Annotated in this window: 14 protein-coding genes and 1 other annotated feature (1 of these 15 running past the window's edge); of the genes, 7 read left to right on the forward strand and 7 right to left on the reverse strand. The window is 41.3% G+C overall.

Annotated features, from left to right (window positions below; all coding sequences use genetic code 11):
- Positions 1 to 63 (reverse strand) — a sequence feature (Thr leader region) (it extends 56 nt beyond the left edge of the window).
- Between the two features lie 281 nt (positions 64 to 344).
- The gene (locus KO511_RS11010) at positions 345 to 806 is read left to right on the forward strand and encodes a hypothetical protein (RefSeq protein WP_215987477.1); all 462 of its coding nucleotides are present in this window, start codon (positions 345 to 347) and stop codon (positions 804 to 806) included.
- Positions 807 to 835: 29 nt separating this feature from the next.
- Here the strand turns inward: KO511_RS11010 and KO511_RS11015 are convergent, their stop codons facing one another.
- Positions 836 to 1318 (reverse strand): putative 4-hydroxy-4-methyl-2-oxoglutarate aldolase, encoded by a 483-nt coding sequence (locus KO511_RS11015; protein WP_215987478.1) that lies wholly within the window; start codon positions 1316 to 1318, stop codon positions 836 to 838.
- A gap of 26 nt (positions 1319 to 1344) precedes the next feature.
- The gene (locus KO511_RS11020) at positions 1345 to 1734 is read right to left on the reverse strand and encodes a DUF3293 domain-containing protein (protein WP_215987479.1); all 390 of its coding nucleotides are present in this window, start codon (positions 1732 to 1734) and stop codon (positions 1345 to 1347) included.
- Positions 1735 to 2056: 322 nt separating this feature from the next.
- On the opposite strand from KO511_RS11020, the gene arcA reads away from it, so the two are divergent.
- Complete coding sequence (gene arcA / locus KO511_RS11025) at positions 2057 to 2773, forward strand: two-component system response regulator ArcA (RefSeq protein WP_215987480.1); 717 nt, start codon at positions 2057 to 2059, stop codon at positions 2771 to 2773.
- Positions 2774 to 2834: 61 nt separating this feature from the next.
- Here the strand turns inward: arcA and hldE are convergent, their stop codons facing one another.
- On the reverse strand, positions 2835 to 4265 hold the full coding sequence (hldE, locus tag KO511_RS11030) for a bifunctional D-glycero-beta-D-manno-heptose-7-phosphate kinase/D-glycero-beta-D-manno-heptose 1-phosphate adenylyltransferase HldE (protein ID WP_215987481.1): 1431 nt from the start codon (positions 4263 to 4265) through the stop codon (positions 2835 to 2837).
- Between the two features lie 60 nt (positions 4266 to 4325).
- Positions 4326 to 7166 carry a bifunctional [glutamate--ammonia ligase]-adenylyl-L-tyrosine phosphorylase/[glutamate--ammonia-ligase] adenylyltransferase gene (glnE, locus tag KO511_RS11035; protein WP_215987482.1) on the reverse strand — a complete coding sequence of 947 codons (2841 nt, stop codon included), beginning with the start codon at positions 7164 to 7166 and terminating at the stop codon, positions 4326 to 4328.
- Positions 7167 to 7597: 431 nt separating this feature from the next.
- Here glnE and KO511_RS11040 point away from each other — a divergent pair, with 431 nt between their 5' ends.
- Positions 7598 to 8362 (forward strand): potassium channel family protein, encoded by a 765-nt coding sequence (locus KO511_RS11040; RefSeq protein ID WP_215987483.1) that lies wholly within the window; start codon positions 7598 to 7600, stop codon positions 8360 to 8362.
- Between the two features lie 27 nt (positions 8363 to 8389).
- On the opposite strand, the gene KO511_RS11045 is transcribed toward KO511_RS11040, so the two are convergent.
- The gene (locus KO511_RS11045) at positions 8390 to 9907 is read right to left on the reverse strand and encodes a CYTH and CHAD domain-containing protein (RefSeq protein WP_215987484.1); all 1518 of its coding nucleotides are present in this window, start codon (positions 9905 to 9907) and stop codon (positions 8390 to 8392) included.
- Positions 9908 to 10110: 203 nt separating this feature from the next.
- Here KO511_RS11045 and KO511_RS11050 point away from each other — a divergent pair, with 203 nt between their 5' ends.
- The 3 genes from KO511_RS11050 to KO511_RS11060 all read left to right on the forward strand — a co-directional run bounded on the left by KO511_RS11050 (position 10111) and on the right by KO511_RS11060 (position 12957).
- Positions 10111 to 10791 (forward strand): TIGR00153 family protein, encoded by a 681-nt coding sequence (locus KO511_RS11050; RefSeq protein WP_215987485.1) that lies wholly within the window; start codon positions 10111 to 10113, stop codon positions 10789 to 10791.
- A gap of 126 nt (positions 10792 to 10917) precedes the next feature.
- The gene (locus tag KO511_RS11055; RefSeq protein ID WP_215987486.1) at positions 10918 to 12177 is read left to right on the forward strand and encodes an inorganic phosphate transporter; all 1260 of its coding nucleotides are present in this window, start codon (positions 10918 to 10920) and stop codon (positions 12175 to 12177) included.
- Positions 12178 to 12345: 168 nt separating this feature from the next.
- The gene (locus KO511_RS11060) at positions 12346 to 12957 is read left to right on the forward strand and encodes a TIGR04211 family SH3 domain-containing protein (protein WP_215987487.1); all 612 of its coding nucleotides are present in this window, start codon (positions 12346 to 12348) and stop codon (positions 12955 to 12957) included.
- Between the two features lie 54 nt (positions 12958 to 13011).
- Here the strand turns inward: KO511_RS11060 and KO511_RS11065 are convergent, their stop codons facing one another.
- Positions 13012 to 13761, reverse strand: a complete 750-nt coding sequence (locus KO511_RS11065; RefSeq protein WP_215987488.1) for a general secretion pathway protein GspB — start codon at positions 13759 to 13761, stop codon at positions 13012 to 13014.
- Positions 13761 to 15359, reverse strand: coding sequence for an ExeA family protein (locus KO511_RS11070; protein ID WP_215987489.1), 1599 nt, complete (start codon positions 15357 to 15359; stop codon positions 13761 to 13763). The genes KO511_RS11065 and KO511_RS11070 overlap by 1 nt, the downstream gene beginning before the upstream one ends.
- Positions 15360 to 15449: 90 nt before the next feature.
- On the opposite strand from KO511_RS11070, the gene KO511_RS11075 reads away from it, so the two are divergent.
- On the forward strand, positions 15450 to 16697 hold the full coding sequence (locus KO511_RS11075; protein ID WP_215987490.1) for a multifunctional CCA addition/repair protein: 1248 nt from the start codon (positions 15450 to 15452) through the stop codon (positions 16695 to 16697).
- The last annotated feature ends 22 nt before the right edge of the window (positions 16698 to 16719 follow it).

A 16719-nucleotide genomic window follows, 5' to 3' on the forward strand; every position in this document is an offset into this window, starting at 1 on the left:
AGCAGCCTGCCCCAACATATGTGATGTCGGTAATAATAATGGTTGTGGTCATTACTGATAGGCTAAAATTATGCATATGCGATTTTTCGTTAATAGTGTATTTTCTTACCCATACGTTTAACCTATTTATCAATCATGAGTCAATGATTTTTTTTTTGCTTTTTTATTTTCACTTGTATATCACTCTTCTTCCAAACACTTCAACAAGTTACATTAGATAAAAACAATAGGTAATTAGTTTCATAATATTTAATTAATAATTTTATCGCAAATGTAGCTAGCGATGATTGCATTTTATGCTTTACTTGATCGTGCGGTGGGGAAATTTAAACAAGGAGTAGCAAATGAAAAAACAACTTAACCTTTTGCTTGCTCTTACAGCCTGTTCATCAATAGCCGCTGAACTACCTGAACTACCATCACAAAAAAAAACCTCCCCACACAAACTTTTCCTGCTAAGTGAATCCGATCAACATGACTTTGATACATGGAAAATTGACGGTGGTTATTCATATAATCTATTTAATAAAATAGATGTCTACGTAGGGGCTCGCATCAATCAAAGTGCAACTGTAAATGAAAGTGGTTTTTTGAGTGGCGTTAGTTATCAACTAACCCCCAGAGTGTCAGTACAGAGCTCTCTTCATTCTTATCAAGAGGAAAGTTCTACTTTAGGCAATGAAACCATGATTTCGGCAGAAGTTTCTAGCCGAATGAGATTAACTGAAAATCTCGATATTCATGCCACTCTCGAACACCAAGAATGGCAGCAAGGTGTTGAAGTTGGTATTGGCTTTCGTTTTTAAAGCTTCAACACACCAAACAACACTCATTATCACCAATCAAGCAACTCTGTGGACATAACGACCCCATTCCAATCCGCGTAGACATAATCACCAGGCTGGATCATTTGATTATGGATAGTCAAAGTCATATTCGCCTCACCTGATCCATTATTATCCGCTTTAAAAGGGCTAGTACCTAATGCTTTTATTCCAAATTCCATTTCAGCCATCGCTCCGGCATCACGAATAGCTCCGTAGATAATAACCCCCTCCCAGTCATTGTTAATGGCCAAAATAGCAAGTGGACCGTCAAATAAAGCTTCTTGGCAAGAGCCATGACCATCAATGATCAACACTTTTCCTTTGCCATTATGACTTAACATCTCTATAACTTTCGAGTTGTCGTGATAACAGCGTACAGTGACTATTTCTCCCCAGAATGAATATTTGTTACCAAAAGTGTGCAATGGTATAACCAACGAGGTTACTTTATCTTCATGTTTATCACATATATCCGGTGTTATATCTTTCATTGCTCCTCCATAAAATACCTTTAGCATTACCTACATCGTTGTAAATAACTACCAAGATAAACTTTTGTTTGGTCTGCTAAACAAGATAACAAATACAACTCATCATTTATCACATAGTAAATAGCATTCTGCTTATATTTTTGTCCCAAATATAAAGCATGTTGCTCCGAGATTACGACTGCAAAGCTAGTTTCAACCCAACTGAAGTTCCTATCACCCACATAAACTTCACTAAAGTAAGTATGACCAAATTCTTCAACTAGACTGTGATTACTACGATCATTTTCTACTTTAGATTGCCATTGACTATATGGGTTCCACGCGGTGAGAATGGCAAATTCTTCAAATACGAGTGGGTGAACAAACGTAAAATAAGGATCTGAATATTGCTGCCAAAGAAATTTATCTATTGCCATATCATCCAAGCTTTAAATATGTTATCGACGATTATTTTTTGTTACATTCTAACTCTTGATATAAATCAACAAAGTGAATGGAATTAACATACTGAGATTGTTAGCATGCTGTTAACATTATAGAATTCACTTCAATACTAATAGAAAGCGTCAAGATAAAGGATCTCAAGAACGTATTGAACCCAAGGAAGGCGGGCAATCAAAGAAACGATGTACTTTTAAAATCTTTGGTTTATTATCAACATCACATTACCTGTATGTTAGGTTTTTGCCTAGAATTTATTCTATTAGCACAATTTTTTCACAAGTTTAGGTACCGCCAATGCAAACCCCGCACATTCTTATTGTCGAAGATGAGCAAGTAACTCGTAACACTCTAAAGAGTATTTTTGAAGCAGAGGGATACGCTGTTTTTGAGGCCAGTGACGGTGAAGAGATGCACCAGGTGCTGTCTGACAATCAGGTTAATCTGGTGATTATGGATATTAATTTACCAGGGAAGAATGGCCTTCTACTTGCACGCGAGCTTCGTGAGCAAGCCAATGTGGCGTTAATGTTCTTGACTGGACGTGACAACGAGGTTGACAAAATTTTAGGCCTTGAAATAGGTGCTGATGACTACATCACCAAGCCATTCAACCCAAGAGAATTAACTATTCGAGCTCGTAACCTACTTAATCGTTCAATGAGCTCCAGCACCTTTAGTGAAGATAAACGCAGTGTAGAAAAATATGAATTTAACGGCTGGGTTTTAGATATCAATAGCCGCTCACTTGTCAGCCCTAGTGGTGAGGATTACAAACTTCCTCGCTCCGAGTTCAGAGCCTTACTTCACTTCTGTGAAAACCCGGGCAAAATTCAAACAAGAGCAGATCTGTTAAAAAAGATGACAGGTCGAGATCTAAAACCCCATGACAGAACGGTTGATGTCACGATTCGAAGAATACGTAAGCACTTTGAATCTGTATCTGGAACCCCAGAAATTATTGCAACCATTCATGGAGAAGGTTACCGCTTTTGTGGTGACTTAGACGAGTAACTCGTTCTATCATTCGGCAATAAAAATGGAGCTCCTAGCTCCATTTTTATTAAGATGGGATTTACCCTCTTTCACCTTTAATTGCATCGATAATTTCAGTGGTTGAACAGCCTTCTTCAAAGTTGAGAACCTTGACTTCCCCACCGTTAACGATCACTTCTTTACCACCAGCAATATCTTCAGGCTTGTAGTCACCGCCTTTAACCAGCATATCTGGTAACACTTCTGCAATAAGACGCTGTGGCGTTTCTTCTTCAAAAGGTACTACCCAATCAACAGCCCCTAAACCTGCGAGAACGGCCATTCTACGATCCGTTGGATTGACAGGACGTCCTGGTCCTTTCAAGTTTTTTACTGACTCATCAGTGTTGACAGCAACAATGAGACGATCTCCAAGCTTTGCCGCATGGTTAAGATAAGAAACGTGCCCAGCATGAAGAATGTCGAAACAACCGTTAGTCATCACTACTTTCTCTCCCTTAGACTGCGCATTTTTTACAACATCAACCAATAATTGCTCAGTTACTACACCAAAGTCTGTATCTTGACTTCCATGAACCGCTTCTGCGAGTTCTATTGTTGATACCGTTGAAGTACCAAGCTTACCGACCACAACACCAGCCGCTGCATTAGCCAAAGCACAAGCTTCATCAAGAGGTTTACCAGATGCAACTGAAGCGGCAAGAACTGAAATAACCGTATCTCCAGCACCTGTCACATCAAATACTTCTTTTGCTAAAGTAGGCAGGTGGAATGGCTCCTGGCCACGACGTAATAATGTCATTCCATGTTCGCTTCGAGTCACAAGAAGTGCTTCAAAGTCATATTCATCAATAAGGGCTAAGCCCTTATCAACTAAATCTTGATCTGTTTTAATCTTACCAACAACCAGTTCGAATTCAGTTAAATTTGGAGTCAATAAGGTCGCACCACGATAACGTTCAAAGTCAGCACCTTTGGGGTCGATAAAAACTGGCACTTTGGCTGCTCGTGCTTTTTGAATGAACAGCTGAACATGTTCTAGAGCCCCTTTATCATAGTCAGACAGTACCACTGACTTAACTTTAGGGAGGGCCTGTTCCATCCTATCGAGGATAAGTTCTGCTTCAGTGTTTTCAAACTTATCTTCAAAATCCAAACGAATTAGTTGTTGACCACGACTCAATATTCGCAATTTTGTGATGGTCGGATAACTGGGTAAAGCCACAAAGTCACACTTTACTTTGAGAGCAGATAACGTCTCATTAAGAACTTTGGCTGGTTCATCAATCCCCGTCAAACCAACAATATGAGCATGTCCACCGAGAGAAGCAATATTCATTGCTACGTTAGCGGCACCACCTGGGCGCTCTTCATTATTTTCTACTTTTACTACAGGGACTGGCGCTTCTGGAGAAATACGCCCAGTCGGGCCATACCAGTAACGGTCTAACATTACGTCACCGATAATCAATACGCCTGAATCACTATAGTTCGGTAGGATTGGTTTCATTGTGGATCTCCAAGTTCTAATTCGAGCAAAAGTCTAACACAGGCAGATAAAGCGCTAAACCTATTCTAACCACTCATGCCAGAGAGCCTTTACAAGCTCTCGCTCTTTAAACAACTTTTCCTCATCAACATCTGCATCTAAGTTGAGCAAGTTACGATGGTGAATGTGATTGCGCATCGTAGTATACGCAGAGGTTAACGCTATTGCAGGTGTTTCTTCCATCACACCTTGAGCTATCAAGGACTCGAAAATTCTCACGTTGTCACTCCAACGCGTCAACTTAGGATTTTCATGACTATACCTCAAGACCAAATATTGAGCGAGAAACTCCACATCTGTGATACCACCAGGATCTTGCTTAAGCAAAAAGCGACCTGATTTCTTCCCCCCAAGGTGCTCACGCATTTTAATACGCATTTCACCCACTGCTTTTTTGAGGAGAGCCTCGTCACGCATTTGGCTGAGAATATGGTGCCTTATGAGTGAAAAAGCCTTATTAAGAGCGAAATCACCATAAATCATACGGGCACGCACTAATGCTTGATGCTCCCATATCCATGCATCATTTTGCTGATATTCTTCAAAAGCTTGAGTCGTAGTTACAAGAAGCCCAGACACACCTGATGGACGCAAACGCGTATCTATCTCATACAGCGTGCCCGAAGCGGTCCTAGTCGAAAATAGATGTATGATGCGCTGTGCTAAACGAAGATAAAACTGCCGACCATCAAGCACTTTTTCCCCATCAGTATAAATGTCTGTCGGGCAGTCATGGATAAAGACAATATCCAAGTCTGAATTATACCCAAGTTCCCACCCTCCAACTTTACCATACCCAATTACGGCAAAACCTCGACCATCTCGATCCTTAAGGTGAGTAGGCTCCCCATACTTGTCAACCATTTGCAGCCAAGCTTGATTGACCACAGATTCTACAATGGCTTCTGCAAGATACGTCAAGTGATCGCTGACTTTCATCACAGGTAAAGCGCCGGCAATATCTGCCGCAGCAATACGCAAAATACAGATTTGCTTGAACTGACGCAACGCCTCCATTTGCTGCTCCATATCATTTTCTGGAATACGGGCTAGAAAATCACGTAATTCTGAACGATAACTTTCAAACGGAATTGGATTATAAAGATGTTGTGGATCAATCAGCTCATCAAGCAAAATAGGATAACGGCCAAGTTGCTCTGATATCATTGGGCTTTCTGTGCAAAGGCGTACTAATTGAGTTAGAGCCGCTGAATATGTATCCAATAATTCTAAATAGGTGGTACGAGTGACAATCTTGTTTAATAAATGAAGTACTCGTGGTAACCCATACTTCGCATCACGATGTGAATATATTGCACCAAAAACCTTTGGCATTAAACGGTTAAGGACTTCTCGCCCTCTTGGTCCAAGTGTCTTTTTAGCGAGATCCCGCTTGAAAAGGATAATAGTTTGTGCCATTTCTGCCCATTCTTGGCTTCCTATATCTTGAGCAAGAATCCCTTCAATAACATCCAACTTTTCTACCATATCCCATAATTCATGGAAGTGCTTGGCAACCTCTAATGATTCCTCTTCGTCATCACCAATCAAGCTAGTAAAGACCAGATGTACATTTTGCATATGCGCTTGTGTTTCTTTAAACAAAGAAGGCCAACCTGAGAAGCCCAATGCGACTGCTAATTGCAATTGTTCTTGCTCATTTTCTGGTAGAGTTTGAGTCTGTTGATCTGTCATTGCTTGCAAAACATTCTCTAAACGCCGTAAAAATTGGTACGCATGCCGTAGATGCGCCACTTGATCTCGTGATAACAGCTCTAATGTTTCAATAGCAACCAGAGTTTTTAATAGCCCTCTATGACGTAAGCTAGGTTCTCTGCCACCGCGAATAAGTTGAAATACTTGAGCGACAAACTCTATTTCACGAATTCCCCCTGCTCCCAACTTGATATTGTTTATAAAACCACGTCGCCGAACCTCACTACTTATCATTGACTTCATTCTGCGCAATGATTGTATGGCACTAAAATCTATATAACGCCGAAAGACAAAAGGCCTTAACATCTGACGCAACAATCGATATTCCGAGTACATTTCTTTGCCCATCACTCGACCTTTGATCATTGCGTAGCGTTCCCAATCTCTACCTTGCTCTTGGTAATAGTCTTCCAAAGCGGCATAGCTCATGACCAAAGGGCCACTTTCACCAAAAGGACGCAAGCGCATATCAACACGGTAACAAAAACCATCAAAAGTTTGCTGATCTAAGGCTTTGATAATTCGTTGAGCTAAACGAGTAAAAAACTGAGCATTCGATATACTCCGAGCTGTGCCCTGCGTATCTCCATTTTCTGGGTAGGTAAAGATAAGATCAATATCAGAAGAAAAATTGAGTTCACCACCTCCAAGCTTACCCATGCCAATGATCAACATTGGCTGGGCTTCACCGTTTGAACAACAGGGTGTTCCCCACAATTTACAACAAGCACTATATTGCCATTGATAAGTTTCGAAAAGCATGGCTTCAGCTAACTTGGATATGTGATCAAGACTTTGCTCTAAATCCCAATCACCAAGAAAGTCTCTCCATGCAATGTACACCATTTCACGACGACGAAATTGCCTTAATATTCTGTGTCCTTGTGTCTCATCGTTACAATTAACCAGACATTTAGCCAGACTAGAGCGATAGCTTTTATATCGAGACGGCTGCTCTAACATTTCGGGCAAATGCTCTTGTAGATATTGATCTTTTTGTAACGACTCCACGACAAACTGACTCAAGCCCGCAATATAGCTCAGTTGTTCACGCAGAGCTTTGGACCATTGTTGGATCGCATCATGTTGAGCAAGAGGTTCTAGCGCATGTTGGGACACACAAACAAGCTCGTCGGGCAATGGCATGGTTCTTCCTTGAATTAGTGAAAAGGTTGATAACGGTGTTATAACAATAAAAAATACCTACTAACAATCAGAGGCGGTGTATTAAAAATATTCTAACTATGAAAGATACGATCTTAACATCAGAACCTACGTATTTTTGCATTTTCTCTAACATGTCGAGTCACTCAAAAAACGGCAACAACCTAATCGTCAGCTAACTGACGAACATTAGTTAGATTCTGATTCATTTTTTCAACAATACTGCTCTTCTATCAGCAGTATTTGAATATACTTTATGACTTTCTTTCATGACTTAAATGCTATGTTTGTCATTGTTAATTCTTCGCTAGTTCTTATATAGTTACCGGCAACTTCACACACAATAAGAACATATACGACTGCCGTTCATTATGATCTTGAAATGAAAAGTTAGCATCAAATTGAGTTAAAATATGGAAAAAAATGATATCAAAGATGATGTAAAACCAATGAGCTTATTATCACTAATACTGTCATTTATGGCACTATTTGTGATCTCCGCATTACTGTTTTTCCCACTTAAAGAACCTACACGCCAAGTCCTGATCAGCTTAGACTTTATTATCTGCAGTATTTTCCTTCTTCAACTCACGATTGACTGGATCCGTTCTGCAGATCGACTGCAATATATCAAGCGCCATTGGGTAGATTTTATTGCCAGCATTCCAATGGTTGAACCGCTGCGATTTGCGCGATTATTTCACATCTTACGCGTCATTTTGGTTATCCGTTCGAGCCGCTCTTTAATCAAGCAGTTGGTGATCAACCGCCGTGAAACTACACTTGCTTCTATATTACTGCTCATGGTGATATTACTTACCATAGGGTCAAGCATCATGTTATTTTTGGAAAGTAAATCGCCCAATGCAAACATTCAAACGGGAGGAGATGCGATATGGTGGGCACTAGTCACCATTTCAACGGTAGGCTATGGAGACCATTTTCCTGTCACCAATGCAGGTAAGATTCTCGCTTCAGGGCTAATTATCTGTGGAGTGGGGATTTTTGGTATGATTTCTGGCCTTATTACTTCGCTTATCACATCACCGACAGAGGTTCAGGCGCAGCGCTCAGAAAATAAAGAACGGCTATTACTTAAAGTGCTCGATCAACAGCAAGAGATACTTAAACGTCTAGACCACCTTGAAAAACAAGAAGATAGCAATAGGAAGTCATAGCACCTCCTATTACTAGAGGGGACTAGTCTAATCTTGCCAGTAAGGCTGTGCTTCTATACAAATTACTCGTGTTTGTTCCATTGCGTGTAAAATAGACCTTTCTTGACGAGAGAGCCAGCGTTGAAGCTGATCATGCTCTTCTCCCTTTAACTTATCGACAAGTTTATCTAATGCTCTAAGTTTAAGTAAATCATCAATACCGTGCAGTAAATCACTCCATGGCAGCCTAAAACGATTGCGCTCTTCGGCATCAAACAAACTGGCAAAACTTACGCCTGTGTATAAATTACGCATCAGTCTATACCGTTGATCGATATAATCCTGGCTGCACATAGAACGTTCTGGAGGAAAGGCTTCCATCAATTCAGCCCAAGTACGATCGAGTTGTTTGCAAGAGAAAGGTTCAATAGTCAGGGCTATTTTTTCTCCGGATTTATCATCAAGAAAAGGCCGCCAGCCTCGAGTTAAAATCCAACGGCTAAGATCAAGCAGCAATCCTATATATCTCGCTGAGTTAAATAGGGTTAGCATATCCTCCCGACTTGGCAAAGACTCTTGGATTAGCCTTAGCTCACCAACCAGAAATTTACGCGCGTCAAGTTTACGTAAAGCGTGTCCCTTATCTTCAAGTAAAGCCTCAAGGTAACCAGAATCATTAAGCCATTCCAATGATTGCTCTAACCATTTCAACTCTTGACGGATCAAAGCACTTGCCCGGTTCGGGACAAGACCACCGTAAACGGTAAACACTTGGCGAATAAAGCTAATAGCGCTTTTTATTTGGTGTAATGCTTCGATTGACACTCGCTCAGCATAGATTTGTTCATGATAAAGCCAATGTGACAAACCATGTTCAAGGGAATGTATAAAGCAAGATTCCACCGTATCGTGTTTATCTGTATTAACCAAAGCTAATGGCTTAACCTCATCACCTTGATAATCACTTGCAAGTCGATAACCTTTAGCCGCTTTACTCAAATTTCCAAGGCGAAGGCCTCCATGTGCAGACAAGCGGCGAGCCAGTGTAAACAAAGCGTCAGTTTGCCCTGACTTTAACTCCAACTCAATTTCGCAAATAGGCTCCTGTTTTTCACCTGCCCCAACGGTTCCTTGGTCAAACGCTATTTCAATCTGGCTGCCATCTTGCATCGTAATCAACCACTGCTCACGAATAAAATCAGTAGTAAAAATGGGAGCGATTTCTGACTGTAAGAACGCAATATCTTTGCCTGTTGGCCATATATCTGACGGGTGAAGGCTCAACAGAGGTTCATAGCTGCTATGCTCTGCATTGTATTCGGGTCTCTGATGTAAACCAGCCACAACACGGCCAGACGTTTTGACGGTTTGGACATACACATCGTCAAAACGACGAATGCGAAGACCAATATCATGAACACGTAACCAATTATCCGGCGTATCAAAATAAATATTACCCAGCTCACGACGGCTATGCTGGAGTACTTTTTCTTGCGTAATTCTCTCTTGCAAAGTATTTGAAAATTCGGGAGAAACAAAAAATTTCAGTTCAATCTCGTTTTCCATAGCTAGCCCTTTAAAAGCAGATACAAACAGAATATTGCCAATTTTCAAACTGGGCAAGAAAGAAATATCACCGCAATGATGATCTAAAACAGTTTTAATGATGGATTTAATGCGTTAACATGCGCGCCTTTATAGCCATCGTTCAACATTTCGCCATGAATGGTATATGTTTTTTTTAGGTTATATTAATAGGTTGAATGACCATGCCAGTAAATACAATTATGGGGTTATTTGCAAAGTCCCCAATCAAGCCTTTGCAACGCCACGTCGTGTGTGTGAACGAATGTTGCTCACACCTAGTCAACTTCTTTGAAGTCAGTTCGAAAGGAGACTGGGAGAAAGCATCAGAAATTCGCGCACAAATCTCGCATTTAGAGAAAGAAGCCGATGTTTTAAAACGTGAAATTCGTCTAAAACTACCTCGCGGTTTGTTTATGCCTGTTGATCGCAGCGATATGCTCGAACTTCTCACACAGCAAGACAAGCTGGCAAACCTAGCCAAAGACATTGCTGGCCGTGTATATGGCCGACAACTAACTATCCCCGAACCTCTCCAAAAAAACTTTATTGCGTATGTCAAACGTTGTCTTGACGCGGCTAATCAAGCGCAAAAAGTAATCAACGAACTCGATGAGTTGTTGGAAACTGGATTCAAAGGCCGCGAAGTGACACTTGTGGCTGAGATGATCCACCAGCTAGATGAAATTGAAGATGACACCGATGCAATGCAGATCGTTCTTCGCCAGCAGTTAATGGCAGTCGAAGATAGTCTGAATCCAATCGATGTGATGTTTCTATATAAAATTCTTGAATGGGTAGGTGGCATAGCAGATCAGGCGCAACGCGTTGGTGCACGCCTTGAACTCATGCTGTCTCGTTCATAAACATTAAGTAACTAAATAACGAAGAGCATTTTAAACACTCCCCCTAATAAGCGATTGATTATTTGACGCTAAGGGGTTTTGTCGTGCCTGATTTGCTCCGCTTGTTATCAACAACTAGGTATTACGATGGATATCCTTGCGAACTACGGCACTGTCCTGATTATTATTGCGGCCATTTTTGGCTTTATGATGGCTATTGGTATTGGCGCAAATGATGTTGCCAATGCAATGGGAACATCAGTAGGTTCTAAAGCATTAACCGTAAAACAAGCGATCATTATCGCAATGATTTTTGAATTTGCGGGGGCTTACCTTGCCGGCGGAGAAGTGACAGACACCATTCGTAAAGGTGTAATTGAAACATCACTCTTTGCCAGCCAACCCGATGTCCTTGTCTTTGGTATGATGTCTGCTCTACTTGCTGCAGGCTCTTGGTTACTTCTCGCTTCTTATATGGGCTGGCCAGTATCGACAACTCACTCCATAATAGGCGCAATTATCGGTTTTGCCTGTGTTTCAGTGGGTACAGAGGCCGTCGATTGGGGATCAGTCAAAGGAATCGTAGGGAGTTGGATTATTACACCCATTATCTCTGGATTCTTCGCTTACGTCATTTTTGTCAGTGCACAACGGCTGATTTTTGATACTGAGAAACCACTATTTAATGCTAAGCGCTTTGTCCCCATATACATGTTCATCACTACCATGGTGATTGCACTAGTAACAATTAAAAAAGGTTTAAAGCACGTCGGGCTTCACCTTTCTAACAGTGAAGCTTGGGTATGTGCGGCAATAGTTTCTACCATCGTTATGGTGGGTGGATATCTGTATATTCAGAAAAAATTCTCCAGCCGTGAAGATGATCATGGGTTTGCTGGTGTGGAAGGTATATTCAGCGTTCTAATGGTTATCACTGCCTGTGCAATGGCATTCGCCCATGGTTCAAATGATGTGGCAAACGCAATTGGTCCTCTTTCAGCAATAGCCTCTACAATTGAGCATATGGGTGAGATTACAGATAAAAGTTCAATTGCATGGTGGATTTTACCTCTTGGTGGCTTAGGGATCGTAGTGGGTTTAGCAACCCTAGGACACAAAGTGATGGCTACTGTTGGAACAGGCATCACTGAGCTAACACCAAGTCGTGGATTTGCAGCTCAGCTTGCCACTGCATGTACCGTCGTTCTAGCTTCTGGTACAGGACTTCCTATTTCTACCACTCAAACGCTTGTCGGTGCCGTGCTAGGTGTTGGCTTTGCACGTGGTATTGCCGCGTTAAATCTAGGTGTGGTACGAAACATCGTAGCTTCATGGATTGTTACTCTTCCCGCAGGCGCACTACTTGCCGTTGTGTTCTTCTATATCATTCAAGCAGCATTTACTTAATCAATAAGGTCAATGATGTGTTAACTCGCTGTCATTATTGACTCAAATCCACAGAAAGGGAGGCTTAGCTTCCCTTCTTTGTTGCAGTAGCGCCTGAAACTACTTACTATTTGTTATTAAGGGCTGTTTACCCAGAAAGTGTTAGAAAAAACTGTTAAAGGATTGATCGTGAAAAAACTGGTTTGCTTGGTTTTAGCTTCAATATTGGTTACACCCGTCGCATTAGCTAAAAGCCGTTACATCGCAGATAACTTATTTACCTACATGCACTCAGGTCCGAGTAACCAATTCCGAATTATCGGCAGTGTCGATGCAGGGGATAGGGTGACTTACCTAACCGCTGATAAAGATACTGGGTATACTCAAATCCAAGACAGTAAAGGCCGTAAGGGCTGGGTTGAAAGCCGCTTTGTCACCACTCGTGAGAGCATGGCGCTGCGCTTACCTAAGATTGAAAAAGAATTGTCTGATGTGAAAGCTAAACTCGCCAACGCACGTTCCAATGCTGATCAAGAAAAAGCAGGGTTAGCCGGGTCTTTAGAAAATCGAAACCGTCAAATCGCTGATCTAGAAAAAAGCCATGGTGAAATTAGCCAGCAGTTGACGGCATCACAGGAAGAAGTCCGCAACCTAAGAGCTAAATTAGATACGCAAAAGGACGACTTATTGCTTAAGTACTTTATGTACGGGGGCGGCGTCGCTGGTATCGGCTTACTATTTGGTCTTATTCTTCCTCATATTATTCCACGTAGAAAGCGTTCACCTTCGGGCTGGGCATAAATTTCTTTGTGGACTAAATTGAGTACGGTTTAAAAAGGTCGCATACGCGACCTTTTATCCTTGCCAATCATATAGTGCAGGCACCTGAATCTCTAAACCATTGAAAGAGATAACACTATACTGCGACTCTATATTCTGAAGTTGAATATCCTCACTTATCCAGTCCCCTTCTCGATACTCAGTACCATTTATCTTAGCCCAACGTTTGTCTGGATTACTTGAATAAACATGAGTCTGGAAATCAAGAGGTGGTAATTTACCCTGCCACTCACGACTATTAAGTACAAGATCAGACGTGTTTCTACTTTGGCTAGATACTTCGCGATTGTCGAGTGCTGATTCAACGCGCAGCGCAAGCTCTGGAGACAATCCAGACAAGTCTAAATTTTCTATCAGGCTATCATTGTCTACAATGGCTGGTGATTTGTCTTCTTGCTGAGGAGAAATGGCATCAGGTATCAATGTGGATGTGTCTGGTTTAACACTTACTGGAGGTAAAAAATCATAGGTCTCTCGAAGAGTGCCAAATGATGGATAGTTTAGAGTGTAATACTGAAATGAAATTTTCTGCACTTGTGATTGAGGCTGATTAGCTATTTCCCATGCGGCCAACTGCTCATTGTAATTATGATAAATGCCTGCAACTCCCCCCCAAAATGCTGGAGTAAAAACGAGAGTCGCAAGTAGCCAGATCGGAACTGCGCGTTGCACTGATTTGCTTATCGTTGGTTGCCTATATTCAAATGTACTGAATGTCTGATGATTCTGCTCTGAATGTTCTAATGCTTGTAATACTTTCGACATTATACCTCTCCCTTAGGCTGTTCAAGTGAAGGTGCTTCATCCTGAGAGAGCTTTTCTAAACGCTGTAATGTTTTTTGTCCTGCGATACCGTCAACATGTAAACCTTGCCATTGTTGAAATAACTTAATTTTATTTATCAATTCATTACCATAAAAGTCGCTATCTACTTCAGACTCACCTAATGCTTTAGACAAACGCCTATTCAATTCATAAATCGCAGGCCCAGACATTTTTGGCTTAAGCGTTTGATGCCAATAACCTCGCCAAACCTGATAGTATTCCCCTTTCCATAAACTCATTAGCTTATCAATTGGTAACTCAATTCTCTGCTCAGCCACCAATAATTGAGCCATTTCATCACCTAACTTATACAAGACTGCATAACTCTGTCGCCCTTCACTATTTAGAGTCAATAACACTGGTACATTTGCTTCCTTCAATACGGAAAGCGTACCATTTGACTGTGCACATCGAAAAGCACCTTCACTTCCTTGCCGACACAGTCGCTCAACAACAGAAGCCTGAATTCCCCACACACGGTAGAGCACATCCATTGACTGCTGAAAATTATCAGACTGCGAGAGTGTATGCATTAATTGAGGTGGGAAGACTTCCTCTTCAACCATGTTGACAACCTGAGGAGGGTACTTTTCAACAATATACTGATGAATCAGGTTATCTACCAATTGGGGAGCCATCCAATAGCTTACCGCTGTGAATACTGCTCCAATAGCACTGGCTTTTAACCAGGATGAGCTACGAGGAGCTGACTCAACAAATTGGTAGGAAGATTGAAAGCTCATGATTTCCCGGCAAGCAACTTCAACACTTGAATGACTTGGGATTGTTTCCCCAATCCTATAGGCTTGCTTTAATGCTGCATCACAAATTAGATTGATTAATCGCGGAATACCAAAAGAATGTTCTGAGATAAATTTTAATGACTTAGACGAAAATAAACCGCTATCTCCACCAGCCAACTCTAAACGATAACGAATATACAGTGTGGCTTCTTTAACATCTAAAGGTAATAAATGGTATCGACCCGTAATACGTTGTGCAAGCTGGCGCAACTGAGGCATTTTCAGCCTCTGCTGAAGTTCAGGCTGTCCAACAAGCAGCACTTGTAGTAGTTTCTGGTTATCCGTTTCTAAGTTTGTTAATAATCTCAATTGCTCAAGCACTTCGGCAGAAAGATGCTGAGCCTCATCAATTACTAATAAAGTTTGAATGCCATTAGCGTAACTACTAAGTAAAAAATCATGAATCTGTTGGTTAAATTGTTTAAGTGTGCCACCTGAGTGATACTCAATTGAAAACTCATCGCAAATCGCTTCAAGCAGCTCTAAACTTGAAAAAGTGGGATTAAGGATAAGGCCGGTCTGAGTGTCACTGTCCAGAGATTTTAGTAACGTTCTAACTAAAGTGGTTTTCCCTGTGCCGACTTCACCAGATAGCATAGCAAATCCACCACCTTCCCCAAGACCCGCTTGCAAACGAAACATGGCTTCTTTATGTCGTTGGCTTTGGAATAAAAAACGAGAGCTTGGTACTATCGAAAAAGGCAGCTCTGTGAATCCAAAATGTTTCTTATACATGTCTCTCATCTCTGGGAATTTACTGATAAGAAAAGTAACATTGCTAGCACTAATAGCCAATGCAAATATCCGAATATAAGAGGGATACCTGTGCAAATATTTCTAGTTGGTGGCGCGGTGCGCGATAGATTACTTAACATTGCCGTCCATGACCAAGATTGGGTTGTTGTAGGCGCCACTCCTGACAATTTAATCAAAAATGGATTTGTAGCTGTAGGCAAAGATTTCCCTGTTTTTTTACATCCCGAGACCAAACAAGAATATGCCTTAGCAAGAACAGAAAGAAAAACAGGATCTGGGTATAAAGGGTTTGATTGTTATTTTTCATCTGATATCACTATTGAAGAAGATCTTCTTCGCCGCGATCTGACCATCAATGCCATGGCTCAAGACAGCAAGGGGAGGATAATCGATCCCTATGGTGGTCAAACCGATCTAAATAATCGTATCCTAAGGCATGTTTCTAGTGCCTTTGTCGAAGATCCTCTACGTGTTCTTAGAGTCGCACGCTTTGCTGCCAAACTTCAGCATCTCGGCTTTACTATTGCTGAAGAAACTCAAGATTTAATGAAGCAAATTGTCATGTCCAAAGAGCTTGAGCATTTAACTGCTGAGCGTGTATGGCAAGAATGGCATAAATCTCTTTCTACTCAAGACCCACAAGTTTTCTTATCAGCACTTCGTAACTGCGGAGCACTAAAAGTCGTTCTTCCAGAACTCGACGGCTTGTTTGGTGTCCCTCAACCAGAAAAATGGCACCCTGAAATAGACACGGGTATTCATAATTTATTAGTTGCCAAACAAATTGCACTTTTAACGCCATCAACAAAAGTTCGCTTCGCCGCACAAATGCATGATCTAGGTAAAGGAGTCACCCCAAAGGCTGAGTGGCCTAGCCATAAGAAGCACTGTCATACTGGCCAAAATATTATCAAGCAATTATGCGACCGGATACGAGTACCGAATGAATATCGAGAGTTAGCTTTAATAGTCTGTAAACAACATTCAAATATACATAGTGCAGAAGAATTAAGGGCAGAAACGATACTGAAAGTGCTTAACAGTTTCGATGTTTGGCGTAAACCAGAGCGATTAAAAGAAGTATTACTTGCTTGCATGGCAGATAGTCGTGGGCGTACTGGATATGAAAAGACAGATTATCCTCAGAAAACCCTTTTTGAACAGGCCTATCAAGCTGCCTTATCTATTAATGTCCAAGAAATTATTAAAGATGGATTTCAAGATGGAGCGATTCGTGAAGAAATGGAGAAACGAAGAATAGAAGCCATTAGAAGCTTTCGCAAAACATTGCCTAAGAACAGCCCATTAAACCCATAGCAGACGTGTAAAACTGAATAAT

Origin of the sequence: Vibrio hepatarius, from assembly GCF_018860525.1 — a bacterium.
Lineage (GTDB): Bacteria > Pseudomonadota > Gammaproteobacteria > Enterobacterales > Vibrionaceae > Vibrio > Vibrio hepatarius_B.

Bases quoted from the DNA above. Each gene is read 5' to 3' on its own strand.
- KO511_RS11010 (WP_215987477.1), top strand. From the start codon at position 345: ATGAAAAAACAACTTAACCTTTTGCTTGCTCTTACAGCCTGTTCATCA.
- KO511_RS11015 (WP_215987478.1), bottom strand. From the start codon at position 1,318: ATGAAAGATATAACACCGGATATATGTGATAAACATGAAGATAAAGTA.
- KO511_RS11020 (WP_215987479.1), bottom strand. From the start codon at position 1,734: ATGGCAATAGATAAATTTCTTTGGCAGCAATATTCAGATCCTTATTTT.
- arcA (WP_215987480.1), top strand. From the start codon at position 2,057: ATGCAAACCCCGCACATTCTTATTGTCGAAGATGAGCAAGTAACTCGT.
- hldE (WP_215987481.1), bottom strand. From the start codon at position 4,265: ATGAAACCAATCCTACCGAACTATAGTGATTCAGGCGTATTGATTATC.
- glnE (WP_215987482.1), bottom strand. From the start codon at position 7,166: ATGCCATTGCCCGACGAGCTTGTTTGTGTGTCCCAACATGCGCTAGAA.
- KO511_RS11040 (WP_215987483.1), top strand. From the start codon at position 7,598: ATGGAAAAAAATGATATCAAAGATGATGTAAAACCAATGAGCTTATTA.
- KO511_RS11045 (WP_215987484.1), bottom strand. From the start codon at position 9,907: ATGGAAAACGAGATTGAACTGAAATTTTTTGTTTCTCCCGAATTTTCA.
- KO511_RS11050 (WP_215987485.1), top strand. From the start codon at position 10,111: ATGCCAGTAAATACAATTATGGGGTTATTTGCAAAGTCCCCAATCAAG.
- KO511_RS11055 (WP_215987486.1), top strand. From the start codon at position 10,918: ATGGATATCCTTGCGAACTACGGCACTGTCCTGATTATTATTGCGGCC.
- KO511_RS11065 (WP_215987488.1), bottom strand. From the start codon at position 13,761: ATGTCGAAAGTATTACAAGCATTAGAACATTCAGAGCAGAATCATCAG.
- KO511_RS11070 (WP_215987489.1), bottom strand. From the start codon at position 15,359: ATGTATAAGAAACATTTTGGATTCACAGAGCTGCCTTTTTCGATAGTA.